Below are 21,292 nucleotides of genomic sequence, written 5' to 3' on the forward strand. Positions count from 1 at the left end.
CGTGAACGGCCGGTCGGCGCCCGTGGTGCCTGCCCCGTCGCCGCGCGCGCGGCTCGGGCTGGTCGCGGTCCTCGCCGCGCTGGTGGTCGTCGTGATCGGGGTCCTGTACGCCGGTCACAGTCAGCCCGGCAGGGTGGACAGGTGGATCGTCCAGCCGACGGCGGACAGCGTGCGGCCGCCGTGGCGGCATGTCGCCCTGGCCATGGACTCCTTGGGGGAGCCCGCAGGATCGGCGACGCTGGTCGTGGCCGCCGTGACCGGCTGCCTGCTGCTCCGGCGGCCTCGTGCGGCGGTGCTCGTCGTCGTCGGCACCGGCGCGGCCGTGGGGACGGCGACGCTGCTCAAGCACCTGGTGGGACGCACCATCCACGGCGACGGCAACCTCTCCTACCCCAGCGGGCACACCGCCTTCTTCACCGCGCTCGCTCTCACGTCGGCGCTGCTCGCGACCGGCCGGCTCGGCCTCGGCAGGACGGCCCGTACGTCGCTCGTGCTCGCCGCGGCGCTGGTCGCCGGCGCCGCCATGGGCTGGGCCCAGGTCGCCCTGGGCGCGCACTATCCGACCGACGTCCTCGGCGGCTGGTGCACCGCGCTGGCGGTGATACCGGCGACCGCGTGGCTGGTCGACCGGGCCGCCAACGCCGTTCGGCCGTAGCGCCATTGACGTCACATCATGCCAAGCGGCGGAATACCGGCTTCACCGGCCGCCCCGCCAGCCAGGGGTTGGGGTCAGCGGCGTCCAGTGCCTTCCGGTACACCGCACAGGCCTCGGCCACCACGTCGACGGTGTGGTCGATGTCGGCGTCGTCGAGCGCGCTGCTCACCACGAACGAGGGGGCCAGCACCCCGCCCGCGAGGAGCCGGCGCAGGAACAGGGTGCGGTACCGCTGCGACGGCTGCCCGTTCTCGTCGAGGGTGGCGAAGACCAGGTTGCTGGCCCGGCCCCGGACGACGATGTGGTCGCCGACGCCCATGCTTGCCGCGGCGTCGCGGACACCGGCGGCCAACCGCTCGCCGAGGGTGTGCAGTCGCGCGGTGACGCCCTCCTCGGCATAGGTGGTCTGCACGGCCATCGCGGCGGCCAGCGAGTGCGTCTCCGCACCGTGCGTCGTGGACAGCAGGAACACCCGCTCGCCGGAGTGCCGCAGCCCGCCCCGCTCCATCAGGTCGCGGCGCCCGGCCAGCGCGGAGACGGCGAATCCGTTGCCCAGCGCCTTGCCGAACGTGGAGAGGTCGGGGACGACGCCGTACAGGCCCTGGGCGCCCGCCTCGGACCAGCGGAAGCCGGTGATCATCTCGTCGAAGATCAGCACGCAGCCGTGCCGGTCGGCCAGCTCGCGCAGGCCGGCGAGGTACCCGGGCGGCGGCTCGGTGTGGGTGGCGGGTTCGAGGATCAGGCAGGCGACCTCGTCCTCGTACCGGGCGAGCAGTTCCTCCGTGGCGGCCAGGTCCCCGTAAGGGAACGCCACGGTGAGCTCGGTGGTCGCCGCCGGGACACCGGCGGACATCGGCGTGGTGCCGATGAACCAGTCGTCGACGGAGAAGAACGGATGGTCGGCGCAGATGGCCACCCGCGGGCGCCCGGTGGCGGCGCGGGCGAGGCGCACCGCGGCGGTGGTGGCGTCGGAGCCGTTCTTCGCGAACTTCACCATCTCGGCGGTCGGCACCGTGGCCAGGAAGCGTTCCGCGGCCTCGACCTCCACGATGGACGGCCGGACGAAGTTGCTGCCACGGTCGAGTTCCCGCCGCACCGCCTCGGTCACGCGGGGGTGGGCGTGGCCGAGGCTGACCGACCGCAGGCCGGAGCCGTACTCGACGTAGCGGTTGCCGTCGACGTCCCACACGTGGGCACCGCGGCCGTGGCTGATGACCGGGGCCAGGTCGTCGGGGTACTGGTCGTCGCCCTTGGCGTAGGTGTGCGCGCCCCCGGGGATCATGGCGTGCAGCCGCTCGTTCGCCAGCCGCGACCGGGGCAGGAGGAACTCTTCGGTGCCTGTGGTGCCTTCGACATCCTGGAAGTCTTGGGGGTCTTGGGAGTGCACGCCGACCTCACCTCTCCTTTCGCTTGAGGACCTCGGCGAGGCTCGGTGCCTCCCGGTCCCGCCGGGACATCGACATGGCCGGCAGCGGCCACGGAATGGCGAGCTCCGGGTCGTCGAAGGCGATCGTCACATCCTCGGCCGGATCGTGCGGGCGGTCGATCCGGTACGAGGTGTCGGCGGTTTCGGTCAGCGCCTGGAAGCCGTGCGCGCAGCCCGCCGGGATGTACAGGGTCACCTGCGTCTCGCCGGACAGCTCGAAGAAGGCCCGGTTGCGGTAGGTCGGCGAGTCCGTCCGCAGGTCCACGACGACGTCGAAAATCCTCCCGTACGAGCACCGCACCAGCTTGGCCTCGCCGGCGCCGGAGCGCAGGTGCAGGCCGCGCAGCACACCGCGGGCCGAGCGGGACACACTGTCCTGGATGAAGGCGTCCGGGTCGAGGCCCACCGAGCGGACCACGTCGGCGTCGAAGGTGCGGCAGAAGAAGCCGCGCTCGTCGGCGTACGGCGTCGGCTCGAAGAGGTACGCGCCGTCGATCTCCGGGACTTCGGTCGCCTTCATGGAGCCTCCTGCCGTGCGTGGACATGGGCGTGGCCGGCCGCCGGGAACAGGGCCGCGGTCAACTCGGCGAATTGGGCCTCCAGTTGCCGGGAGGCGACCAGGTTCCGCTCGGCGAGGGTCTGCCGCAGCTCCGCCGACCGCTTCTCCAGCGCCCGGAACTGCTCCAGCAGCCGGTCCGCGTCGACCTCGCGCGCCGGGTGGCAGTATGCGGCGAGACCCATCCGGTCCATGAGCGCATCGCTCTTCGCCGCGTAGCTGAGCGCGAGCGTCGGCGTGCCGGCCTTCAGCGCGCAGATCAGGTTGTGGTATCGGGTCGCCACCACGGTGCCGGCGGCCGCCGTCTCCTCCATCAGGTCGGCCAGCGAGGCCGGCCCGGCAGCGGTGACCAGCGGCGAGTCCACGGCGTCGAGGATCGCGGCGACCACGGGCCGGTCGACCTCGTCGCCGGTGAGCAGCCGGACCGGTCTGCCGTCGTCGACCAGCGCGCGGACGAAGCGAGTCGTCCCGTCGAGGTAGCGCCGGTGGATCTCCTCGGCCCGGGAGCGGTCGTCGTCGCTGCCGTGGAAGTCCATGACGCCGACGCAGACCAGGCCCGGCGGACCGGAGGACGCGCCGGCCCGCGGCGTCGGCAGGGCGAACGCGAGGTCCGGGTAGACCTCGTCGCGCGCGGTGTCCACGCCCATCGCCCGCATCGCGTCGCGGGACAGGGCGTCCCTGTACGACCTGTACGTGGCCAGCCGCGCCGACCAGCGCACCAGGGCGCGGGTCGGCCGGCGGCCGATCGCGGCGGCGCCCACGCCGACCAGCGCGACCGGGGTGCCGAACAGCCGGCCGGTCGCGCAGAGCAGGAACAGCGCGTACGGGAAGCCCCACGGCCGCAGCGGCAGCGTGGCCTCCAGGACGCCCATGCCCGGCACGATCACCACGTCGTGCCGGCGCACCCAGGCGGCGGTGCGGACGGCGTCGACGAGTTTGCCGAGGCCCTTGGCCGCGATCGCGCCCGCGCGTGACGCGGTCCGGTACTCCCCGCCGTACCAGTGCAGCCGCGTCGCGGGTATCCGGTACCGGGCCGCGACGGCCTCGGGCCCGCCGCACAGCGCGTCCACGACCGCCTCCGGGTGCTCGGCGCGGAGGTACCCGAGCACGGCTTCGAGCGACCCGTCGTTGCCGAGGTTGCCGGATCCGAGCAGGCCGAACACCCCGACGCGCACCGGAGTTCCGTCGGCTGACGTCATGCCCGCCTCCCCTCACGGCCCGCGACGAGGGCGTCGACGGAGACGGTGAGCAGGCCCGGGTCGACGGGGGCGCGGTCCTCGACCCGCTCGCCGGCGGCCGGCCGGGCCCGGCTCTTCAGCCATGCGGCCAGGTGGCGGTAGCACGCGCGCCGTTCGGCCGGGGACAGCGGCGCCCGCCTGATCGCCGCGACGAAGCCCCAGACGTACTCGGCGAGCAGCCGGGGCGTCGGGTGCAGCGGGCCTGCCCGGCGCGGGTCCAGGTTGACGCACCGGGCGCGCTTGGAAGGGTTCGCCCGCTCGGCGCGGGTGGGGTGGTCGCGGCGGAAGTACAGCAGCTCCGGCACCTGGTGGAAGGGCCCGTGCAGGACGATCTCGGCGACGAACGTGCGATCCGCGTGGTGGTAGCTGTCGTGCGGCTTCACCCGGCGCAGCACGTCGGCCCGCATCACCCCGTAGAAGTCGTCGCCACCGGGCTCGACGAGGAAGCTGCGGAAGCGCTCCGGCGCGTGCGGCGAGTCGGTGGCGAGCCCGTACTCGTACGGGACCTTCACTTGGCCGGCGCCGTCGATGACCGCCTGGCCGGAGTGCGCGAGGATCACGTCCGGCCGCTCGTCCAGCGCCTCCACGCAGCGCCGCAGCAGGTCCCGGGCGTACAGGTCGTCGTGCGAGGCCCACTTGAACAGTTCGCCGCGGCACTCGGTGAAGACGTAGTTGTGGTTCGGCGCGGCGCCGATGTTCCGGGGCAGCCGGAGGTACCGGACGCGCGGGTCCCGCGCGGCGTACGCGCGGCAGATGTCCTGGGTCCCGTCGGTCGAGGCGTTGTCGGAGACAACCAGCTCGAAGTCCTCGTAGGTCTGGCCGAGCAGGGCGTCGAGCGACTCGGCGAGGTACTCCTCGCCGTTGTGGACGGGCAGGCCGATGCTCAGCCGGGGATGGGCGGTCATGGCGTCCTCACTTCGCGGATGGGGTTGTCGTGGCGCTCGCGCAGGGCGGACCGCAGATGCAGCCACCACACGGCCGAGCCGCAGCCGGTCGCGGCGGCGACGCCCCAGGCCGAGCCGGTCGTGCCGGCGGCGGCCGCACCGCCGAGCCCGCCGACGACGTAGCAGGTGGAGGCGAACAGCTGGCTGCGCAGGCTGCGCCGGGCCGCGGCGAGCGCGCGCAGCCCGGCCGCCGCGCCGGTGCCGAGGCCGGCGCCCGCGACGCCGAGCACGGCCGGCACGATGAGCCCCGAGGCGGAGCTCCAGACGTCGCCGAGCACGAGCTCGCCGAGCCGGTCCGGCACCAGCAGCAGCGCCGCGCCCCAGAGCAGCGCGGCGACGGCCTGGACGCCGCCCAGCAGGAGGCAGAACGTGCCCAGCCGGTGCGGGGCCCGCCGCAGCACCCGTGCCGCCTCCGCGACGGTGACCAGTGAGAGACCCATCAGCACGGCCATGAACGGGCCGAGCAGCAGTTCGGCGCCCCGGACCACGCCGACCGCGCTGACGCCGACGATCGCGCCGAGCCCGTACGCCCGCAGTTGGCTCGCGCCGCTGGTGCAGACGTTCTCGACCAGGTACCGGTAGCCGAGGTCGCGGTGCTCGCGAAGCCAGTCGCGGGCCCCGGCCGGCCGGGGCCGGATGCCGGACTGAAGACAGCCGTACGCCCCGGCCACCGCGGCGGACGCGCCCCAGGCGAGCACGAACGCGGCCACGCTGCCCGCGCGGGCCGCCACCACCATGGCCGGGACGAGCGCGACGCCCCACACGAGGTCGTTGACGAACGCCTTCCGCCCGGTGCCCGCGGCGAAGAACGAGTACCGCCAGGCGTCCTGGAGCAACAGGCCCGGCAGTACGACGCCGAGGCAGGCGAACGCGGGCCCCACGCGGCCGCCGAGTGCGAGGCCGGCCACCAGGCACACCGCGCCGATGGCGGCACCGACGCCGAGCGCGGTACCCGACGACCGGGCCACCGCCCCGCGCCAGGACGCGTCCGGCACACCGCTGAAGCGCACCACGAGCGGGTCGGTGGCCAGCCCGCGGGAGACGCTGAGCACCACGCCGTAGGTCACCCAGGCCAGGCTGAAGACACCGAACGCGGCGAGCCCCAGCGAGCGTGCCACGTAGATGCCCACCACGAAGTTGGACAGGCTGGAGGCCGCCTGGTCGGCCAGTCCCCAGGACAGCCGGCCGGCCATGGCCCGCTTGGCGGTCCGCCCGGTGTCTCCGGCCGGGGCCGCCGGTGTCGTCGCCCTCTCCCCCTCGGTGGGCACCGGCGTCATGCCTTGATCAGCCCGGCGCCGTGCAGGGCGCCGGCCGCGGCGGCGACGGTGTCGAAGGGCAGCCCGGACCGCTCGGCGACGTCCAGCAGACCGTGCTCGCCGTCGGAGAGGCTGAGCACCCAGAGCATGGCCATCTCGGCCTGCTTCGCGTCGCTGCGGCCGCCGAGCGAGTCGTACAGCCCGCGCCGGCCCAGCTGCGGCTCGCCGTAAGGGCTGAGGTTGACGTACCGCCGGTTGCGGTCCAGCACGGCGAACGCCTCGCGGCAGACGGCGAGCGTGTCCGCCATCGCCTCCGGGGAGACGAAGTCCACGTTGTCCGCCGAGGTGTGGTACTCGGGGTAGCCGGCGTACGGGGTCCGGCTGAGCGAGCCCACCCCGAGGTCGAACCCGGGCGAGCAGAACTGCCGCTCGTCATAGCCGTACGGAGTGAACTCGGCGACGCGGTGCGGGCGTTCGGACGCGGTCAGCACGTGCCGCATCACCCGGTCGATCTCCGCGTCGCCGCGCCTGCTCCGCTTGTACGTCAGCTGCCCCCGGTCGCCCGCGCACGCGAGCACGAGGCCGTGCTTGACGCGGTCGATCCGCTCCGCGTTGCGGGCCAGCCAGGTGATCGCACCGATGGTGCCGGGCGCGAAGAGGAAGCGGTAGGTGTAGTACGGCGTCCGCTCGGCCAGCGCCCGTGCCAGGAACGTCGCCACCGCGATGCCGGCCAGGTTGTCGTTGGCCAGCGACGGGTGGCAGACGTGACAGGAGACGATCACCTCGTCGGCGACCTGCCCGGGGACCACGTGCTCGGCGTAGGTGAGGTGACCGTCCGCGAGTGTGGAGTCGACGCACACCTCGTACTCGCCGTCCGGCAGCGCGTCCAGGGTCTCCTGGGCCAGGCAGAACCCCCATTCCGGCTTGTAGTAGCTGGTGCGGTACGGCACCCAGGCGGGGTGGTCCGGCAGGGTGTGCAGGTGTGCGCGCAGCTCGGCCAGCGGCATGGCCGCCGACACCGGCACGCTGTAGCCGAGCACGTGCAGGCTGGACGCGGCGAAGTCGACGACCCGGTGGCCCGCGGCGTCGGCGACGTACGCGTCCCGGATGTTCCACTCCTGTGGCACCGTCCAGTCGAGCACCTGCGTCCCGGTCGGCACCTCGTGCACCTGTAGCGGGACGTACTCGTCGACGATCTCCAGGGTGGCGCGCACACCGTCGCCGGTGATGCTCCGGCACAGCGGGTACAACCGCTCCACCAGCGCGTGCATCTCCTCGCCGACCGCGGTCATCGGCGCCACCGCAGGGTGTCGTCGACGGCACCGGCGTCGGAGGCCGCGCGCAGCACGGCGAGGCGGGTGAAGCGCCGCTCGAAGTCCTCGCGGGTCAGCCCGAACTTCCGGTAGGCGTCGGCGAGTTCGACGGCGCCCTGCTTCACCGTCCACGCGCAGTCGAAGCCGGGTATCGCGGCGCGGAAGCGGGAGAAGTCCACCCGGTAGGACCGCGGGTCGGCGCCGGTCTCCCCGGTGATCACCACCTTCGCGCCCGCCACCGCCTCGGCGACCTGCTCGGCGATCTCGGCGACCGTGACGTTGTTGATCTCGCTCCCGATGTTGAACGCCCGGTCGTGCACCGCTTCGCGCGGCGCGGTCAGCGCGGCCGCGAAGGCCCGTGCGATATCGGCGGCGTGCACCAGCGGGCGCCAGGGGGTGCCGTCGGAGAGCACCAGCACCTCGCCGGACAGGAGCGCGTGGCCCACCAGGTTGTTCAGCACGATGTCGGCGCGCAGCCTGGGTGAGTAGCCGAAGGCGGTGGCGTTGCGCATGTACACCGGGCTGAAGTCGCCGTCGGACAGCGTGTGCAGGTCGTCCTCCACCCGCACCTTGGACTCCGCGTACGGCGTCACCGGGCGCAGCGGGGCGTCCTCGGTCACCAGGTCGCTCCCGCCGGCGGCGCCGTAGACCGAGCAGGTCGACGCGTACAGGAAGCGCCGCACTCCGGCGTCGCGGGCCAGCCGGGCCAGGCGTACGGACGCGTGGTGGTTGATGTCGTAGGTGAGTTCCGGCGCCAGCGATCCCAGCGGGTCGTTGGAGAGGGCGGCCAGGTGGATCACGGCGTCCACCCCGGCCACGTGCTCGGCCGTGACGTCGCGCAGGTCCACCCGGTGTCCCTGCGGGTCCGCGGGCGGCGGGCCCAGCACGCAGTCGGCGAACAGGCCGGCGTCGAGACCGACGACTTCGTGCCCGGCGGCCGTGAGGACCGGGGCCATCACGGTGCCCAGGTAGCCCTGGTGTCCGGTCAGCAGTACGCGCAAGGTTCAATCCCCCAGGTCGAGAGTGAGTTTGGTGACGGCGAACGCCTCGGCGTAGCGCGCGTGGCATTCGATGCCGCGGATCCGGGCGAGGCCGAGGAAGGCCTCCCGGTCGTACCAGGGCCGGTGCCGCTGCGAGGGGTAGTGCTCCTGCAGCAGCCGCGCCTTTCGCTCGGCGATCCCGGGCGACAGCGGCTGGTACGCCGACGGGCGGCCGAGATCGCCGTCCCACTTGGCGATCTCGTAGCCGAGGACCAGGTGGTCGCGGAACGCGGTGGGGATCAGCTTCGCCAGGCAGCGGTGGTCCTGATGCGCGTCATCGGCGCGCGGGGCGAGGACGAGATCCGGCTCGGCCTCCGCGCGCAGTTCCTCGACGGCGGCCTTGGCCTCCTCCCAGTGGGCGGGCAGGCGGCCGTCGGGCAACTTGTGCACGGTCAGATGCAGTTCGGCGCCCGGGCAGAAGGCGGCGAGCGCGGCCCGCTCCTCCTGCTCGCGCTCGCTGCCACCGCCGGAGAGCACCAGCGCGTCGACGCGGACACCCGGACGCGCGAGGCACAGCGTCAGCAGCGTGCCGCCGGCGCCGATGGCGATGTCGTCGCAGTGCGCGCCCACCGCGACGATCCGGTCCAGGCGCCCGGCGCCGAGCCGGATCACGCGGTCCTCGCCCCGGCGCCCGCGCCACCGTGTTCCCAGACGGCCCACGGGCAGTCGCCCCGGGCGTAGGCGGCGTCCAGCGCGGCCCGCTCCTTCACGGTGTCGGTCGGCTTCCAGAAGCCGCGGTGCTGGTGCGCCACCAGCCGGCCACGCTTGGCCAGCTGGGCGCAGCCGTCGGCGACCAGGTCCCCGTTCTCCGGGATGTGGTCGAAGATCTCCTGACGGAGCACGAAGTAGCCGCCGTTCTCCCACAGCGGCAGTTCGCTCACCGCGGTGATGCCCCCCACCAGGCCGTCCTCGCCCAGGTCCACGCAGTGGAACGAGGACTGCGGCGGCACCACCATCATCGACGCGCCGGCGTCGCGCCGGGCGAACCGGTCGATCATCTCCGGCAGCGGGGCGTCGGTGAGCACGTCGGCGTAGTTGGCGAGGAACATCTCGTCGCCGTCCAGGTGGTGGCGCACCCGGCGCAGCCGCTCCCCGATCGGTGACTCGATGCCGGTCTGCACGAAGGTGATCGTCCAGGAGGCGATGTCGGTGGACAGCAGCTCGGTCCGCCCGCCGCGCAGCACGAAGTCGTTCGACGTCGTCTCCTCGTAGTTGAGGAAGAAGTCCTTGATGTGGTGGGCCCCGTATCCGAGACACAGGATGAACTCCGTGTGCCCGAAGTGCGCGTAGTAGCGCATGACGTGCCAGATCAGTGGCCGCGGGCCGACCATCGCCATCGGCTTGGGCATGTCGTCCGCGGCACCGCTGCGCATGCGCAGCCCGTAACCGCCGCAGAACAGAACGACCTTCATGGCTTGACCTCGACAATGCTCAGTTCCGGGATGGGAAAGACCAGCCGGCCGCCCCAGGCGTGCACGAACGACAACTGCTCGGCCAGCTCGGCCCGCAGGTTCCACGGGAGGACGAGGACGTAGTCCGGTCTGTCGGCCGCTATCCGCTCGGGCGGCAGGATCGGGATGCGGGTGCCCGGGGTGAACCTGCCGTGTTTGTAGGGGTTGCGGTCGACCGTGTACGGGAGCAGGTCGGGCCGGATGCCGCAGTGGTTGAGCAGGGTGTTGCCCTTGCCCGGGGCGCCGTAGCCGACCACCGTCTCGCCGCGCTCGGCCGCCTCGATCAGGAACCGCAGGAGGTCCCGGCGCACCTTGGCCACCCGGGCGGAGAACTCGGTGTACCCGGACAGCTCCCGCAGCCCGGCGGCCTTCTCCTGGTCCAGCACTTCGGCCACCCGGCGGGTCGGCTCGCCGGCCGCCTCGGCCGGCCGGGCCCACAGCCGGATGGAGCCGCCGTGCGTGGGCAGCAACTCGACGTCCACGAGCGCGAGTCCGCCGCTCGCCAGCGCCCGGGTCGCGGAAGCGACCGTGTAGTACTGGAAGTGCTCGTGGTAGATCGTGTCGTACTGGTTCTCCTCGATCAGGGTCAGCAGGTGCTGCACCTCGACGGAGACCCAGCCGTCGTCGGCGACCAGGGCGCGCAGCCCCTGGGTGAACCCGACGACGTCGGGGATGTGCGCGTACACGTTGTTGGCCACGACCAGGTCCGCCGGGCCGTGCTCGGCGCGGACGGCCGAGCCGGTGGCCGGGGACAGGAACTCCGTGAGCGTGGGCACGCCCGCGTCCCGCGCGGCGGCGCCGACGTTCACCGACGGCTCGATGCCGAGGCAGCGGATCCCGCGGTCCACCACGTGCTTCAGCAAGTACCCGTCGTTGCTCGCCACTTCGACGACGAAGGCGTCGGGGCCGAGACCCACCCGCTGCACGGCGTCGGTGACGAACGTGCGCGCGTGCTCCACCCAGGAGGTCGAGAAGGAGGAGAAGTACGCGTACTGCGTGAACGTCTCCTCCGGGGTGATCAGCGGCGGGATCTGCGCGAGCCAGCAGTCGGTGCAGACCCGCAGGTGCAGCGGGTACGCCGGCTCCGGCCGGTCCAGTTGGTCCGCGGCGAGAAAGCTCTCGCACGGCGGGGTCGCCCCGAGGTCGACGACGCTCGCCAGCGCCGCCGAGCCGCAGAGTCTGCATCGTGTCATCTACTGCCCCCATCCCGCTCGCGCGGGAGCCCCCGCCGCGAGCCGGTGCTGTTGTCCCCTGCCGGCGGCGGGCCGTCCCCGCCGCCGGACCGCGCCGCGATCACGGCGCGGTACCCCTCCACCAGGCGCTCCAGCCCGACTGCCGGGCTGAACGCCTGCTCGTAACGGCGCCGGGCCGCCCGGCCCATCTCCCGGTTGGAAGCCGGGTCGGCCGTGATCCGGCGCAGGCAGGACGCGAGCGAGGCGGGATCGCCCGGCCGGTGCAGCAGCCCGGTCACCCCGTCCTCGACGAGTTCGACGAAGGCGCCGTGCCCGGCGGCGACGGCCGGGACCCCCGCCGCCATCGCCTCCACGACCACCAGGCCGAACGCCTCCAGCCACGTCGAGGGAGCCACCACCGCGACCGATCGCGCGATGGCCCGCCGGCACTCCTCCGGGCCGTACAGGCCGACGTACCGCACGTCGTCCCGGCCCGCCGCCCAGGCGGTCACCTCCCGCTCCAGTGGCCCGGCGCCCGCGACCACGAGCGGTACGCCCACCCCGCCTTCCGCGGCGATCGCGTCCCACGCGGCCATCAGCAGCCGCACGCCCTTGGCCTCCGCGAGCCGGCCGAGATAGAGCACGTGCTCGCCGGCGCCCGATCGGCGGACGCCCGGCTCGGGCACGAAGTTGTGCTTCACCGCCAGCCGTTCGGCCGGCATGCCGGCCCGCACCAGGACGTCGCGCTGCGCCGCGGAGATGCAGAAGAACCGCTGCACGCCGGTCCACCACCGCCGCCGGTTGACCGACAGGCTGACCGCGAGCGGCACCGTCGCCAGCCGGGAGTTCCGGTAGCAGCCGTGCCGGACGGCGGGCAGCGGCGCCGACCCGACGCACTCGGTGCACGGCCGGCCGTCCCGCTGCAGCGTGCCGGGTGGGCAGACCTGGGCGTAGTTGTGCAGCGTGGCGACGGCGGGCACGCCGGCGTCGGCACAGGCCGCCAGCACCGCGGGCGACAGGAGCGGGAAGACGTTGTGGACGTGCACCACGTCCGGCCGCTCGGCGCGGAGCCGGGCGGCGAGCTCCGCGCGGACCGCCGGGTTCCACGGCACCAGCAGCGGCACCGCGACCTTGCCCGGCAGGGACCGGGCGGCGATGTCGTCGCTGCGCCGCTCGAACACCCCGACCCGGTGGCCGGCCGCGCGCAGCAGCCCCACCTCCTGGTCGACGACGTTGTTCTCCCCGCTCGGCTGCGCCGAGGAGTAGCGGTTGTGCACCACGAGGACGTGCATGCGTGCGGTCACCTCCGGTCCCCGGCCCATCGCGGGGTATGTCGTCGAGGGGCTTCGGGCACCGCGAGGGGCGTGGCCGCGGCGGGTGCCGCCAACAGCGAGGCGGCCACGGCCAGATGCAGCAGGTACGGCGAGGCGTCGCCCAGTCCGGACTCGGTGTACGACGCGATCGCGCAGTAGCTGATCAGGAAGATCGCGCAGGCTCTCGGCAGCGACGGTGGCCGCAGCAGCGCGACGCCGCCCAGCACGATGATGATCGCCGCCACCAGGGCGATGCCGGTCATGCCCTGCTCGTGGTAGACGGCCAGCCAGCTGTTGTCGATCGGCAGCCCGCCGAAGGACTTGTCGCCCAGGCCCACGCCGAACAGCTTCTCCAGGGGCGTCCGGGGCGCTGCCAGCAAGGCGTCCCAGACCTTGGCCCGGCCGGTGAGACTGGTGAAGTTCTCCTGGCTCTGTCCGCGCAGGAACCACGCCTGGAGCAGGGGGCCGAGCGCCACTGCGGCCACCGCGGCGCTGAGCACCGCCCAGGTGAAGAAGCGGCGGGCCGCGGCACTGGTCAGGACGAGCGAGCCGATCGCCAACGCCAGCCCGATGAACAGGCCGAGCGTGGCCGTCCGGGTGTGGGTCAGCGCGAGCAGGACGAGCGACGGCACGATGATCACCGTCGCGCTGACCCTGTCGGTCCGGCGGCCCAGCACGAGCAGCACGGTGAGCCCGATGACCACCGCGGCGTACTGTCCGATCTGCGGCGGCGTGAGCGGCCACAACGCGCCCACCAGCCGCCCGCCGTAGAGCCCGGGCATGGCCGCGCCCGGTGAGACGGCCAGGCCGGCGGCCACCGACCCGAGCACCGCGAAGTACACCCGGATGTGGTGCCGGACGAACGTCAGGCCGCCGTCCCACCGGTGGCTGAGCAGCCACAGCGTGCCGGCGAAGAGAGCCAGCCGGCCGCACCGGAACAGTGCGCCGAACCCGGACTCCAGGTGCGCGCTGGAGATCACGCTCGGCACCAGCAGCAGGGTGAGCAGGAACAGGAAGGCGCCGGCCCGGATCCGCAGCCGGGGATTGACCATGAGCGCCAGCGCGAACGCGGCGACCAGCGCGCCCATGGTGACGACCTGGATGAAGGAGCGGGGCAGCGGCACGATGGTCCTCGCCCCGGCGGAGCCGAGCGTGTTGAGGATCAGCAGCCCCCAGACGACCCCGACGACCCTCGGTGCGCCGGCGGGGCGCGGTGCGGCGCCGGGCAGCGTATCCGCCGTGTCCGGTCCGGCCGACAGCCCATCGAGCCCGGGGCCTTCGCCCATCTCAGCCACCGTCCTGTGGGGCGAAGGTGCTGCCCGCGTCCTGCTGGTACGGCGCGCCCTGCCACTGCCCGGAGTCGAGGACCCGGCTCGGGTCGTGGGCGACGAACTTCCACGGTCCGAGGTAGACGTTGTCGTGCCAGCGGTTGTCCTGCTTGAGGGTGATCGCCTGGGCCACCCGCTCGCCCTGGTACGGCGACCAGTCCGGGTAGGTGCCGTAGTTGGCCAGCACCGCCATGCGGTCGCACTTCGCCGTGCACTTGACGACCGACTCGTCCAGCACGAAGCGGTTGTCGTGGATGTCCACCCGCTGGGTCTTCCACCGGCAGTCGGCGTAGAGCGGTGTGGTGGCGATCGTCGGCCGCGCGCAGCGGTCGGAGCGCCGCACCAGCAGCGTGCAGTCGCCGGTCGAGGTGTTGGCCGGGCTGTTGCAGAACCGGTCGGCGTTCTCCCAGAGGGTGATCCCGGACCAGTTGTTCTCCAGCACGTTCCGGTAGATCTCGATCTTGTCCGTGCGGGCCCGGATCCGTGGTTCGCCGCCGGACTCGGACAGATAGACGGCCGGATAGGGGAAGTTGTCGCCGCGGTCGGCGTACTTGCGGCCCTCGACCCAGTTGTTCCGCAGGATCGTGTTGTTGCGGATGACCGCGTTGTAGCTGGTCTCGTAGATCAGCGCGGCACCGTCGTTGGCCTCCAGCACGTTGTCCTCGATGCGGAAGTCGTTGTTGTTGGTGTCCGCCCACAACCCGGTTCCGCGGTTGTCGTGCACCCAGTTGCCCCGTACATCGGCGCCGTTGACGGCCCAGAACTTGACGCCGCCCGTGCAGCCGCAGCCCTGCTGCTTCCGCTCCCAGTCGTCGGTGTTGTTGGCCACGATCTCGTTGCCTTCGAGCACCAGGCCGCTGATGGGGCCGCCGGTCTTGTACGCGTTCATTCCGTACTGCCCGTTGCCGCGCAGGCAGCTGGCGCGGACCCGCTGGTGGGCACCGGCCATCAGCCCGGCACCGGAGTTGTACTGGATCGCCGCGTGCTCGATCACCCACCCGTCGGCCGAGTCGTGGTTGACCACGCCCTCGTTCTGCGGCGCGACGAATCCCTGCACGGTCAGGTAGCGGATGGAGACGTCGCCGGCGGTGCCGCCGAACGCGTACTGGTTGGTCTTCCGGCCGTCGAGCACCGCGCCCGGCGCGCCGAGGTAGCTGTCCCCCTCCTTGGGGATGACCTGGGCGTAGCGGTCCTGTTCGAGCTTGTGCGTGCCCGGCAGGAGCCAGAACGTGGTCTTCGGGGGGCTGCTCCTGGTCTTCGCGGCCAGGTCACCGGCCACCGCGGGGTCGACCGTCACCGCGCCCGCCGGTGCCTTCGCCGGCCCGGCCGCGGGTTTGGCGCACACCTTGGCCGCGGACCGGGCCGCGGACGTGGACGGCGGGGCGGTCGGCTCCGTCCGGTCACCGCCCGACGTGCTCGCACAGCCGGTCGCCGACAGGGCCAGGGCCGCCAGTAACGCCCAGTTCCGCCGCTTGTTCCCCACACGTCCTCCTAGCCGTGGAACCTGAGTACGGTGGTGAACTCCCCCGACGGCGCGGTGCCGTCGGCGGAGCCGGTGCCGATCAGCGTCGTGGCGGGTTCCTTGCGCCCGAAGCCGGCGGAGTACCAGCCCAGCGGCGGGTCGGTCTCACCGCGATGCGCCCGCCAGCGCAGCTGCCCGGGCAGGTCGAGGACCGCTGAGCGGTCCTCGCCGTCCCGGGTCCAGGTGAGCACCGCCAGGTTCCCCACCAGGTCCGCGGCGACCGCCGGGCCGAGGTGGAACGCCAGGCGCACGGCCCGGCGCGGGCCGTGTCGGCCGCGGACCTCGTCGACCACCCTCAGCTCCTGGCTCGCGGCCGTCAGCTCCACCCGGCGGCGGTGCACGGAGCGCTGGTAGCCGTCGTGCTCGGCGCACCAGCGGGCCGTCCCGTCGGAGGCGCCGGAGGGGTCCGCGACCAGGACGCGGCTGCGGGCGTGCCGGGTCCAGAGGAACGGGCCGCCGGAGACCGACTGGTCGGTGCCGTCCAGTTGCAGGGTGTTGTGGCCGAGGGTCGACCGGAAGAACTGCCGCCACTCGGGCTGCCCGTGGTAGCAGAACGTCCCCGGGTCGGCGAGCACGTCGACCCCGTCGTGCCGGACCTCCACGGACAGCGCGTCCGCGTGGGCGTGCGCGGCGATGGACAGGAAGCCGTGCGGACCGCCGTCGCAGCGGCACCAGATCCCTGCCGGGCCGCGCAGGATGGTCATGCCCGCGTCGGCGAAGTGGCCCGGCCGGCTTGCCGGGCGGCTCACGGCCGGCACGGTTCCGTTCCTCGCGTACGGCCGGATGAGCGCCGCCAGCAGCGCGGTGCGCGCATCGGCGCCGGCCACCGCCGGCCACCAGGCGAGAGAGCCGAACACGGCGTCCCCGGTGGCCAGCAGCGACGCCCAGCGGTCGGTGCCCGCGCCGTCCAGGACCAGGCCGTGGCCGTCGTCCGCGTCCCCCTGACGGGGTGTCCGCAGGCGGCTGTCCACGACGGCCGCGAGCGCGTCGGTCATCCGCAGCAGCACCAGCCGGACGGACGTGGGGACCGGCACGCCGGCGGCATCCGCCTCGGCCAGCGCGGCCAGGCCGAGTTCCAGCACGAGTCCGTGGTACTCGGTGGCCAGCTCGCGGTTGAGGCCGGAGGCGAAGGTGTTGCCGCGCAGGTTTCTCTCCAGCGACCGCAGGGCGTCGGCCCGCCAGCGCGCCGAGGAGGGGAACCACCCGAACGCGCAGGCCGCCGCGAACTGCCCGGCGGCCTCGGCGATGACGTGGTTGTTCGCCGAGGACCCCCGGCTGGGGAAGGCGGCCAGCCAGCGCTGGTGGTGCCAGATCTGGTTCCGCGCCGCCGGGTTGTCCTCGAACAGCCCGGCCGCGCCCGGCCAGCCGTCGAGCAGCCGTCGGATCCACACCCAGGAGAGCAGCCGGATGCCCAGCTCGATGCCGCTGGTCCAGTGCACGCCGCGCAGCGGTGGGTTGGCCGCCCACCACGACCGCAGGTGCTCGGCCACTCGCTCGGCGTACCGCTCGTTCCCGGTGATCGCGTAGGCGGCGGCGAGCACGGTGAGGTACTGGTGCCGGGACAGCTCCCAGATCTGCTTGATGTCCCCGGCCACCTCCTCGTTCCGGTACGGCACGTCGAAGGCGTAGCCCCACGGAGCCCTGCGCCCGGTCTTCGGGTCGTACCACCAGTCCGGGTCGGCCAGGTCGTCGCGGTCCACCCCGAAGTACTCGGCGTGCCCGGCCATCAGCCGGTCCGCCTCCGCGAGGAGACGTTTCGCGGCGGCCGGTGGCACCGCGGCGATCGTCCCCGCGGGCAGTACCGCGGTGAACCGGGCGCCGGTCACGGTCGGGCAGGCCGGCCGCGCCGACCGCCACCGCCGCCTGCGCACCGCGTCGCCCACCCGGCCGCCGACCTCCCGCGGCCCCATGCGGGAAAGCCGTCGTAAGTACCAGCCCGCGCTCATGCTCATCGCGCCCTCGCCAACGTCACCGGCGCGCCGCCGGCCAGGCCGGTCCGCACGGCGAGGGTCGCGGCCGTGGTGGCGACGAGGGACTCCAGCGGCACCGGCATCGGCCCGCCGGTCCGTACGGCCTTGACGAAGGCGGCCAGTTCGGCGTTCTGGCCCTTGTCCCGGGCCTTGGGCAGCCGCGAGCTGACCCACCGCTCGGGGCCGTGGACCGAGGCGCGGACGAAGTCGTCCAGCTTCAGGACCTTGCCGTCGGCGACGAGGTCGAGGGTCTCCTTGGGGAAGCCGGGCGCGCCGGTGGTGACGTAGCTGATGGTGGCGGTGGAGCCGTCCGGGTAGCGCAGCACGATCTGCAGGTCCTCGTTGTTGCCGGATGTGGCGACCGCGTACACCGAGACCGGGTCGGCGCCGAGCAGCCAGCTCACCGTGTCGATGAAGTGTCCGCCCTCGCCGGCGAACCGCGAGCCCTCGGAGCCTTGCCGGAGGTACCAGCTGCCGTGTTCGAGGCGGCCCGCGTTGACCAGGTAGCGGACGCTCGCCGGACCGGTCCGGGCCCCGAACCGCTTCCTGGCCTCCTGGAGCAGTGGCGCGAACCGGCGGTTGAAGCCCACCTGTATCCGGTCGTTGCCGGACTCCTCCACGGCCGCGAGCACGCCGGTCAGCTCGTCCTCGGTGAGCGCCAGCGGCTTCTCCACGAACACCGTCTTGCCGGCCAGCAGTGCCCTTCGGGTCAGTTCGGCGTGCGAGCTGTGCCGGGTGACCACGAACACCGCGTCGACGGACGGGTCGCCGAGCACGGCGTCGAGGTCGCTGGTCGCCCGGGCGAAGCCGAACTTCCGCTGCGCGTTGGCCGCGGACAGCGCCGTCGTGGTGACGACGGCCGACAACTCGACGCCGTCGCGCTGTGCCAGGTGCGGCAGCAGCATGGAGGTCGCGTAGTTTCCCGCGCCGACGAACGCGAGCCGCACCGGCGTCCTGGCGGCCCGGGCCGGACTCCGCCGCACGTTCACCGTGGGCACCGCGACCGCCGGGGCCTCGGCTTCCGCCTCGTGTCCGGGGTACCGGAACAGCACGGCCACGGCCTTCAGGTCGCCGTCCTTCAGACGCTGGTACGTCTCGACGGCGTCGTCGAAATCGGCCGTGTGGGAGACCAGGGGCTCCACGTCGACGCGGCCGCGGGCGAGGAGATCGAGGAAGCACGCCAGGTTGCGGCGCTCGGTCCAGCGCACGTGGCCGATCGGGTAGTCCCGGCCCTCCAGCTCGTACTCCGGGTCGTAGCGCCCGGGGCCGTAACTGCGGGAGAAGCGGACGTCGAGCTCTTTCTCGTAGTACGCGTTCCACGGGAGGTCCAGGCGGCACTTGCCGATGTCGACGACCCGGCCGCGGTCCCGGCTCAGCCGGGCGGCCAGCTCGACGGGCTGGTTGCTGCCGCCGCCGGCCGCCAGGTACACCTGGTCCACGCCGTGGCCGCCGGTGAGTTCGGCGACGGCGGCCTCCACGGCCGCGGACGCGGGGTCCCCGCAGGCCGCGGCGCCCAGGCGCTCGGCGAGCTCGCAGCGCACCGGGTCGGGGTCGGCCCCGACGACGCGGACTCCCGAGGCGGCCAGCAGCTGCACCACCAGCTGCCCGATCAGCCCGAGGCCGATGACCAGCGCCACGTCGCCGAGTTGCGACTCGCCGCGGCGGACGCCCTGCAACGCGATGGACCCGACGGTGCCGAAGGCCGCGTGCCGCGGCGCGAGGCCGTCCGGCACCCGGGCGTAGAGGTTCTTCGGCACCCAGTTCAGCTCGGCGTGCAGCGCGTGCTCGTTGCCGGCGCAGGCCACGAGGTCACCGACCGCCACGTCGTCGATCCCGGTGCCGGCCTGCTCGACCACCCCGCACAGCGAGTAGCCCAGCGGCGTGTAGGAGTCCAGCTTGCCCATCACCTTGCGGTAGGTGGCGGGCACTCCGTTGGTGGCCACGCTCTGCACGACCTTGGCCACCTGGTCCGGACGGGAGCGGGCCTTGCCCAGCATCGACATGCCGGCCTCGGACACCTTCATGAGCTCGGTCCCGGTGGATATCAGCGAGTAGGCGCTGCGGACCAGCACACCGCCCGGCTTGCACCCCGGCACCGGCACGTCGAGTACCGCCAGCTCGCCGCTCTTGTAGTTCTGCACGACCTGTTTCAACGCATTCCTCTTGTCTCTACGCCGTCGAAAGGGGAGTTCTGGCCGGACCCGGAGGTCGCGCCGCGGTACCAGTACTCGAGGGTCAGCACGTGCCACAGATGCTTGGAGAAGTCCCGCTGCCCGGCGGCGTCCTCGGCGACGAGCCGCGCCAGCGCGTCGCGGCGCAGGAACCCGGAACGGACGAGCACGCCGTCGTGCACCACCTCGCGCACCAGCGGTGCCAGATCCCGGCTCATCCAGGCGCGCAGCGGGGCGCTGAACAGGCCCTTGGGCCGGTACACGATCTCCCGGGGCAGGATCGAGGCGGCCGCCTCCTTGAGCACGGCCTTGCCCTGCCGTCCGACGATCTTGCGGTCGCCGGGCACGGCGAACGCCGCCTCGACCACCTCGACGTCCACGTACGGCACCCGCACCTCGGTCGACGCGGCCATGCTCGACCGGTCCGTGTACGCGAGGTTCAGGCCCGGCAGGAACATCCGGGCGTCGCCCAGGCACATGCGGTTGACGAAGTCGTCGAGGTCGTTGTCCCGGTAGGTGTCCGCGTGCTCGGTCAGCACGTCCTCGACCGTCCCGGCCAGGTCCGGGTGGATCAAGGCGAGCAGCTCGTCCTGGTCGTACATGGTGTAGCTGCGCCGGAACGCGGTCTCCTCCGGCAGATCGGCGAAGGAGAGGAACCGCTTCGCGAAGCGCACCGACCGGTACCCCCGGCGGGAGGTGGCGACCGGCAGCCTGTCCACGGCCGCGGACAGGCCGCGCCGCAGCGGTCGCGGGACGCGCTGGTAGCGCAGCGCGAGCAGGTTGGCCAGGTGCTTGCGGTAGCCGGCGAACAGCTCGTCGGCGCCCATCCCCGAGAGCATCACCTTGACCCCGGCCTCCCGGGCGGCCGAGCAGATCAGGTACGTGTTGATCGCGGCGGGGTCGCCGATCGGCTCGTCCAGGTGGTACGTCATCCGCGGCAGCAGGTCGAGCACGTCCGGGGCGATCTCGATCTCGTGCAGGTCGACGCCGAACCGCCGGGCCACCTGCCGGGCGTAGCGCAGATCGTCCGGCATCGCCTCGAACTTGGCGTCCTCGGCGCGGAACCCGATCGTGTAGGCCGAGATCCCGGGCTGGTGGCGGGCCGCCAGCGCGGTCAGGTAGCTGGAGTCGAGACCGCCGGAGAGGAAGGTCGCCACGGGGACGTCGGAGAGCAGGTGGCGCCGGGTCGACTCCTCGACGACGGCGGCCAGGTCCGGCCGCTCGCCGCTCCGGGCCCGCTCCCGGCCCTCGGCGGCGACGTCCTTCAAGTGCCAGTACCGGCCGCGCTCCACCCGCCCGTCGGGCCGGCACTTCAGCCAGCTCCCCGGCGGCAGCTTCCCCGCTTCGCGGAACGCGCAGCGCGAGTCCGGCACCCAGTAGTACAGCAGCGAGGCCACCAGCGCCGCATGGTCCACCTGGAGCGACCCGCCGGTCACGGCGGCGAGCGCCTTGAGCTCGGAGGCGAACACCAGGCCCGCACCGCGCCGGAGCAGGAACAGCGGCTTGATGCCGAGCTGGTCGCGGGCGAGCACCAGGTCACCGGTCCGCTCGTCGAAGACCGCGAACGCGAACATGCCGCGGAGCCGGGGCAGGCAGTCCGTGCCCCAGCGCCGCCATGCCTCCAGCAGCACCTCGGTGTCGGAGGTACCGCGGAAGCGCACCCCGGCGGCCGCCAGCTCGGCGCGCAGTTCGGGCGCGTTGTACAGCTCGCCGTTGTACGTCAGGGCGAGGCCGTCCGAGACCATCGGCTGGGCGCCGGTCCCGGACAGGTCGATGATGGCCAGCCGGCGGTGCCCGAGGTGCACCTCGCCGTCACCGGCGGGGTGGCTGTACCGGCCCGCCCCGTCCGGACCGCGGTGGGCGAGGGTCTCGGTGAGCCGGTCGGTCACGGCCTTCCCGTCCGGCCATCGATAAGTGCCTGCTATGCCACACATGTT

The 21,292-nt window shown here is 73.1% G+C and carries 17 protein-coding genes; 1 reads left to right on the forward strand and 16 read right to left on the reverse strand.

The features are described 5' to 3' along the window. Position 1: 1 nt before the first annotated feature. Entirely contained in the window at positions 2-655 is a 654-nt protein-coding gene (locus AB0435_RS01730) for a phosphatase PAP2 family protein (RefSeq protein WP_366005968.1), read from the forward strand. A 16-nt stretch (positions 656-671) separates the two neighbouring features. On the opposite strand, the gene AB0435_RS01735 is transcribed toward AB0435_RS01730, so the two are convergent. The 16 genes from AB0435_RS01735 to asnB all read right to left on the reverse strand — a co-directional run bounded on the left by AB0435_RS01735 (position 672) and on the right by asnB (position 21,289). Next, a complete protein-coding gene (locus AB0435_RS01735) occupies positions 672-1,976 on the reverse strand; it encodes a glutamate-1-semialdehyde 2,1-aminomutase (protein WP_366006008.1) in 1,305 nt (434 codons plus the stop codon). 73 nt (positions 1,977-2,049) lie between these two features. Further along, positions 2,050-2,601: a dTDP-4-dehydrorhamnose 3,5-epimerase gene (gene rfbC / locus AB0435_RS01740; protein WP_366005967.1), complete on the reverse strand. Its 552-nt coding sequence runs from the start codon at positions 2,599-2,601 to the stop codon at positions 2,050-2,052. Further along, positions 2,598-3,836, reverse strand: coding sequence for a polysaccharide pyruvyl transferase family protein (locus AB0435_RS01745; RefSeq protein WP_366005966.1), 1,239 nt, complete (start codon positions 3,834-3,836; stop codon positions 2,598-2,600). Before AB0435_RS01745 ends, rfbC begins: the two co-directional genes overlap by 4 nt. After that, positions 3,833-4,780, reverse strand: coding sequence for a glycosyltransferase family 2 protein (locus AB0435_RS01750; RefSeq protein ID WP_366425932.1), 948 nt, complete (start codon positions 4,778-4,780; stop codon positions 3,833-3,835). The genes AB0435_RS01745 and AB0435_RS01750 overlap by 4 nt, the downstream gene beginning before the upstream one ends. Then, complete coding sequence (locus AB0435_RS01755; RefSeq protein WP_366425933.1) at positions 4,777-6,096, reverse strand: hypothetical protein; 1,320 nt, start codon at positions 6,094-6,096, stop codon at positions 4,777-4,779. Before AB0435_RS01755 ends, AB0435_RS01750 begins: the two co-directional genes overlap by 4 nt. Further along, positions 6,093-7,376 carry a DUF4910 domain-containing protein gene (locus AB0435_RS01760; protein WP_366002377.1) on the reverse strand — a complete coding sequence of 428 codons (1,284 nt, stop codon included), beginning with the start codon at positions 7,374-7,376 and terminating at the stop codon, positions 6,093-6,095. Before AB0435_RS01760 ends, AB0435_RS01755 begins: the two co-directional genes overlap by 4 nt. Further along, on the reverse strand, positions 7,364-8,389 hold the full coding sequence (locus tag AB0435_RS01765) for an SDR family oxidoreductase (protein ID WP_366002376.1): 1,026 nt from the start codon (positions 8,387-8,389) through the stop codon (positions 7,364-7,366). The genes AB0435_RS01760 and AB0435_RS01765 overlap by 13 nt, the downstream gene beginning before the upstream one ends. Before the next feature lie 3 nt (positions 8,390-8,392). Beyond that, a complete protein-coding gene (locus AB0435_RS01770) occupies positions 8,393-9,040 on the reverse strand; it encodes a PIG-L deacetylase family protein (protein ID WP_366425934.1) in 648 nt (215 codons plus the stop codon). Beyond that, complete coding sequence (locus AB0435_RS01775; RefSeq protein WP_366002374.1) at positions 9,037-9,840, reverse strand: glucose-1-phosphate cytidylyltransferase; 804 nt, start codon at positions 9,838-9,840, stop codon at positions 9,037-9,039. The genes AB0435_RS01770 and AB0435_RS01775 overlap by 4 nt, the downstream gene beginning before the upstream one ends. Then, complete coding sequence (locus AB0435_RS01780) at positions 9,837-11,072, reverse strand: class I SAM-dependent methyltransferase (RefSeq protein ID WP_366425935.1); 1,236 nt, start codon at positions 11,070-11,072, stop codon at positions 9,837-9,839. Before AB0435_RS01780 ends, AB0435_RS01775 begins: the two co-directional genes overlap by 4 nt. Then, on the reverse strand, positions 11,069-12,343 hold the full coding sequence (locus AB0435_RS01785) for a glycosyltransferase (RefSeq protein ID WP_366426034.1): 1,275 nt from the start codon (positions 12,341-12,343) through the stop codon (positions 11,069-11,071). Before AB0435_RS01785 ends, AB0435_RS01780 begins: the two co-directional genes overlap by 4 nt. A gap of 8 nt (positions 12,344-12,351) precedes the next feature. Continuing rightward, complete coding sequence (locus tag AB0435_RS01790) at positions 12,352-13,650, reverse strand: O-antigen ligase domain-containing protein (RefSeq protein ID WP_366002372.1); 1,299 nt, start codon at positions 13,648-13,650, stop codon at positions 12,352-12,354. A gap of 1 nt (position 13,651) precedes the next feature. Beyond that, positions 13,652-15,175 (reverse strand): right-handed parallel beta-helix repeat-containing protein, encoded by a 1,524-nt coding sequence (locus AB0435_RS01795; RefSeq protein ID WP_366002371.1) that lies wholly within the window; start codon positions 15,173-15,175, stop codon positions 13,652-13,654. Positions 15,176-15,183: 8 nt separating this feature from the next. Continuing rightward, positions 15,184-17,166, reverse strand: coding sequence for an alginate lyase family protein (locus AB0435_RS01800; RefSeq protein WP_366425936.1), 1,983 nt, complete (start codon positions 17,164-17,166; stop codon positions 15,184-15,186). After that, on the reverse strand, positions 17,163-19,337 hold the full coding sequence (locus tag AB0435_RS01805; protein WP_366002369.1) for a bi-domain-containing oxidoreductase: 2,175 nt from the start codon (positions 19,335-19,337) through the stop codon (positions 17,163-17,165). Before AB0435_RS01805 ends, AB0435_RS01800 begins: the two co-directional genes overlap by 4 nt. Further along, positions 19,334-21,289 (reverse strand): asparagine synthase (glutamine-hydrolyzing), encoded by a 1,956-nt coding sequence (gene asnB / locus AB0435_RS01810; RefSeq protein ID WP_366425937.1) that lies wholly within the window; start codon positions 21,287-21,289, stop codon positions 19,334-19,336. Before asnB ends, AB0435_RS01805 begins: the two co-directional genes overlap by 4 nt. Between the last annotated feature and the right edge of the window lie 3 nt (positions 21,290-21,292).

The sequence above is a fragment of the Streptomyces sp. NPDC051173 genome (assembly GCF_040689515.1).
GTDB lineage: Bacteria > Actinomycetota > Actinomycetes > Streptomycetales > Streptomycetaceae > Streptomyces.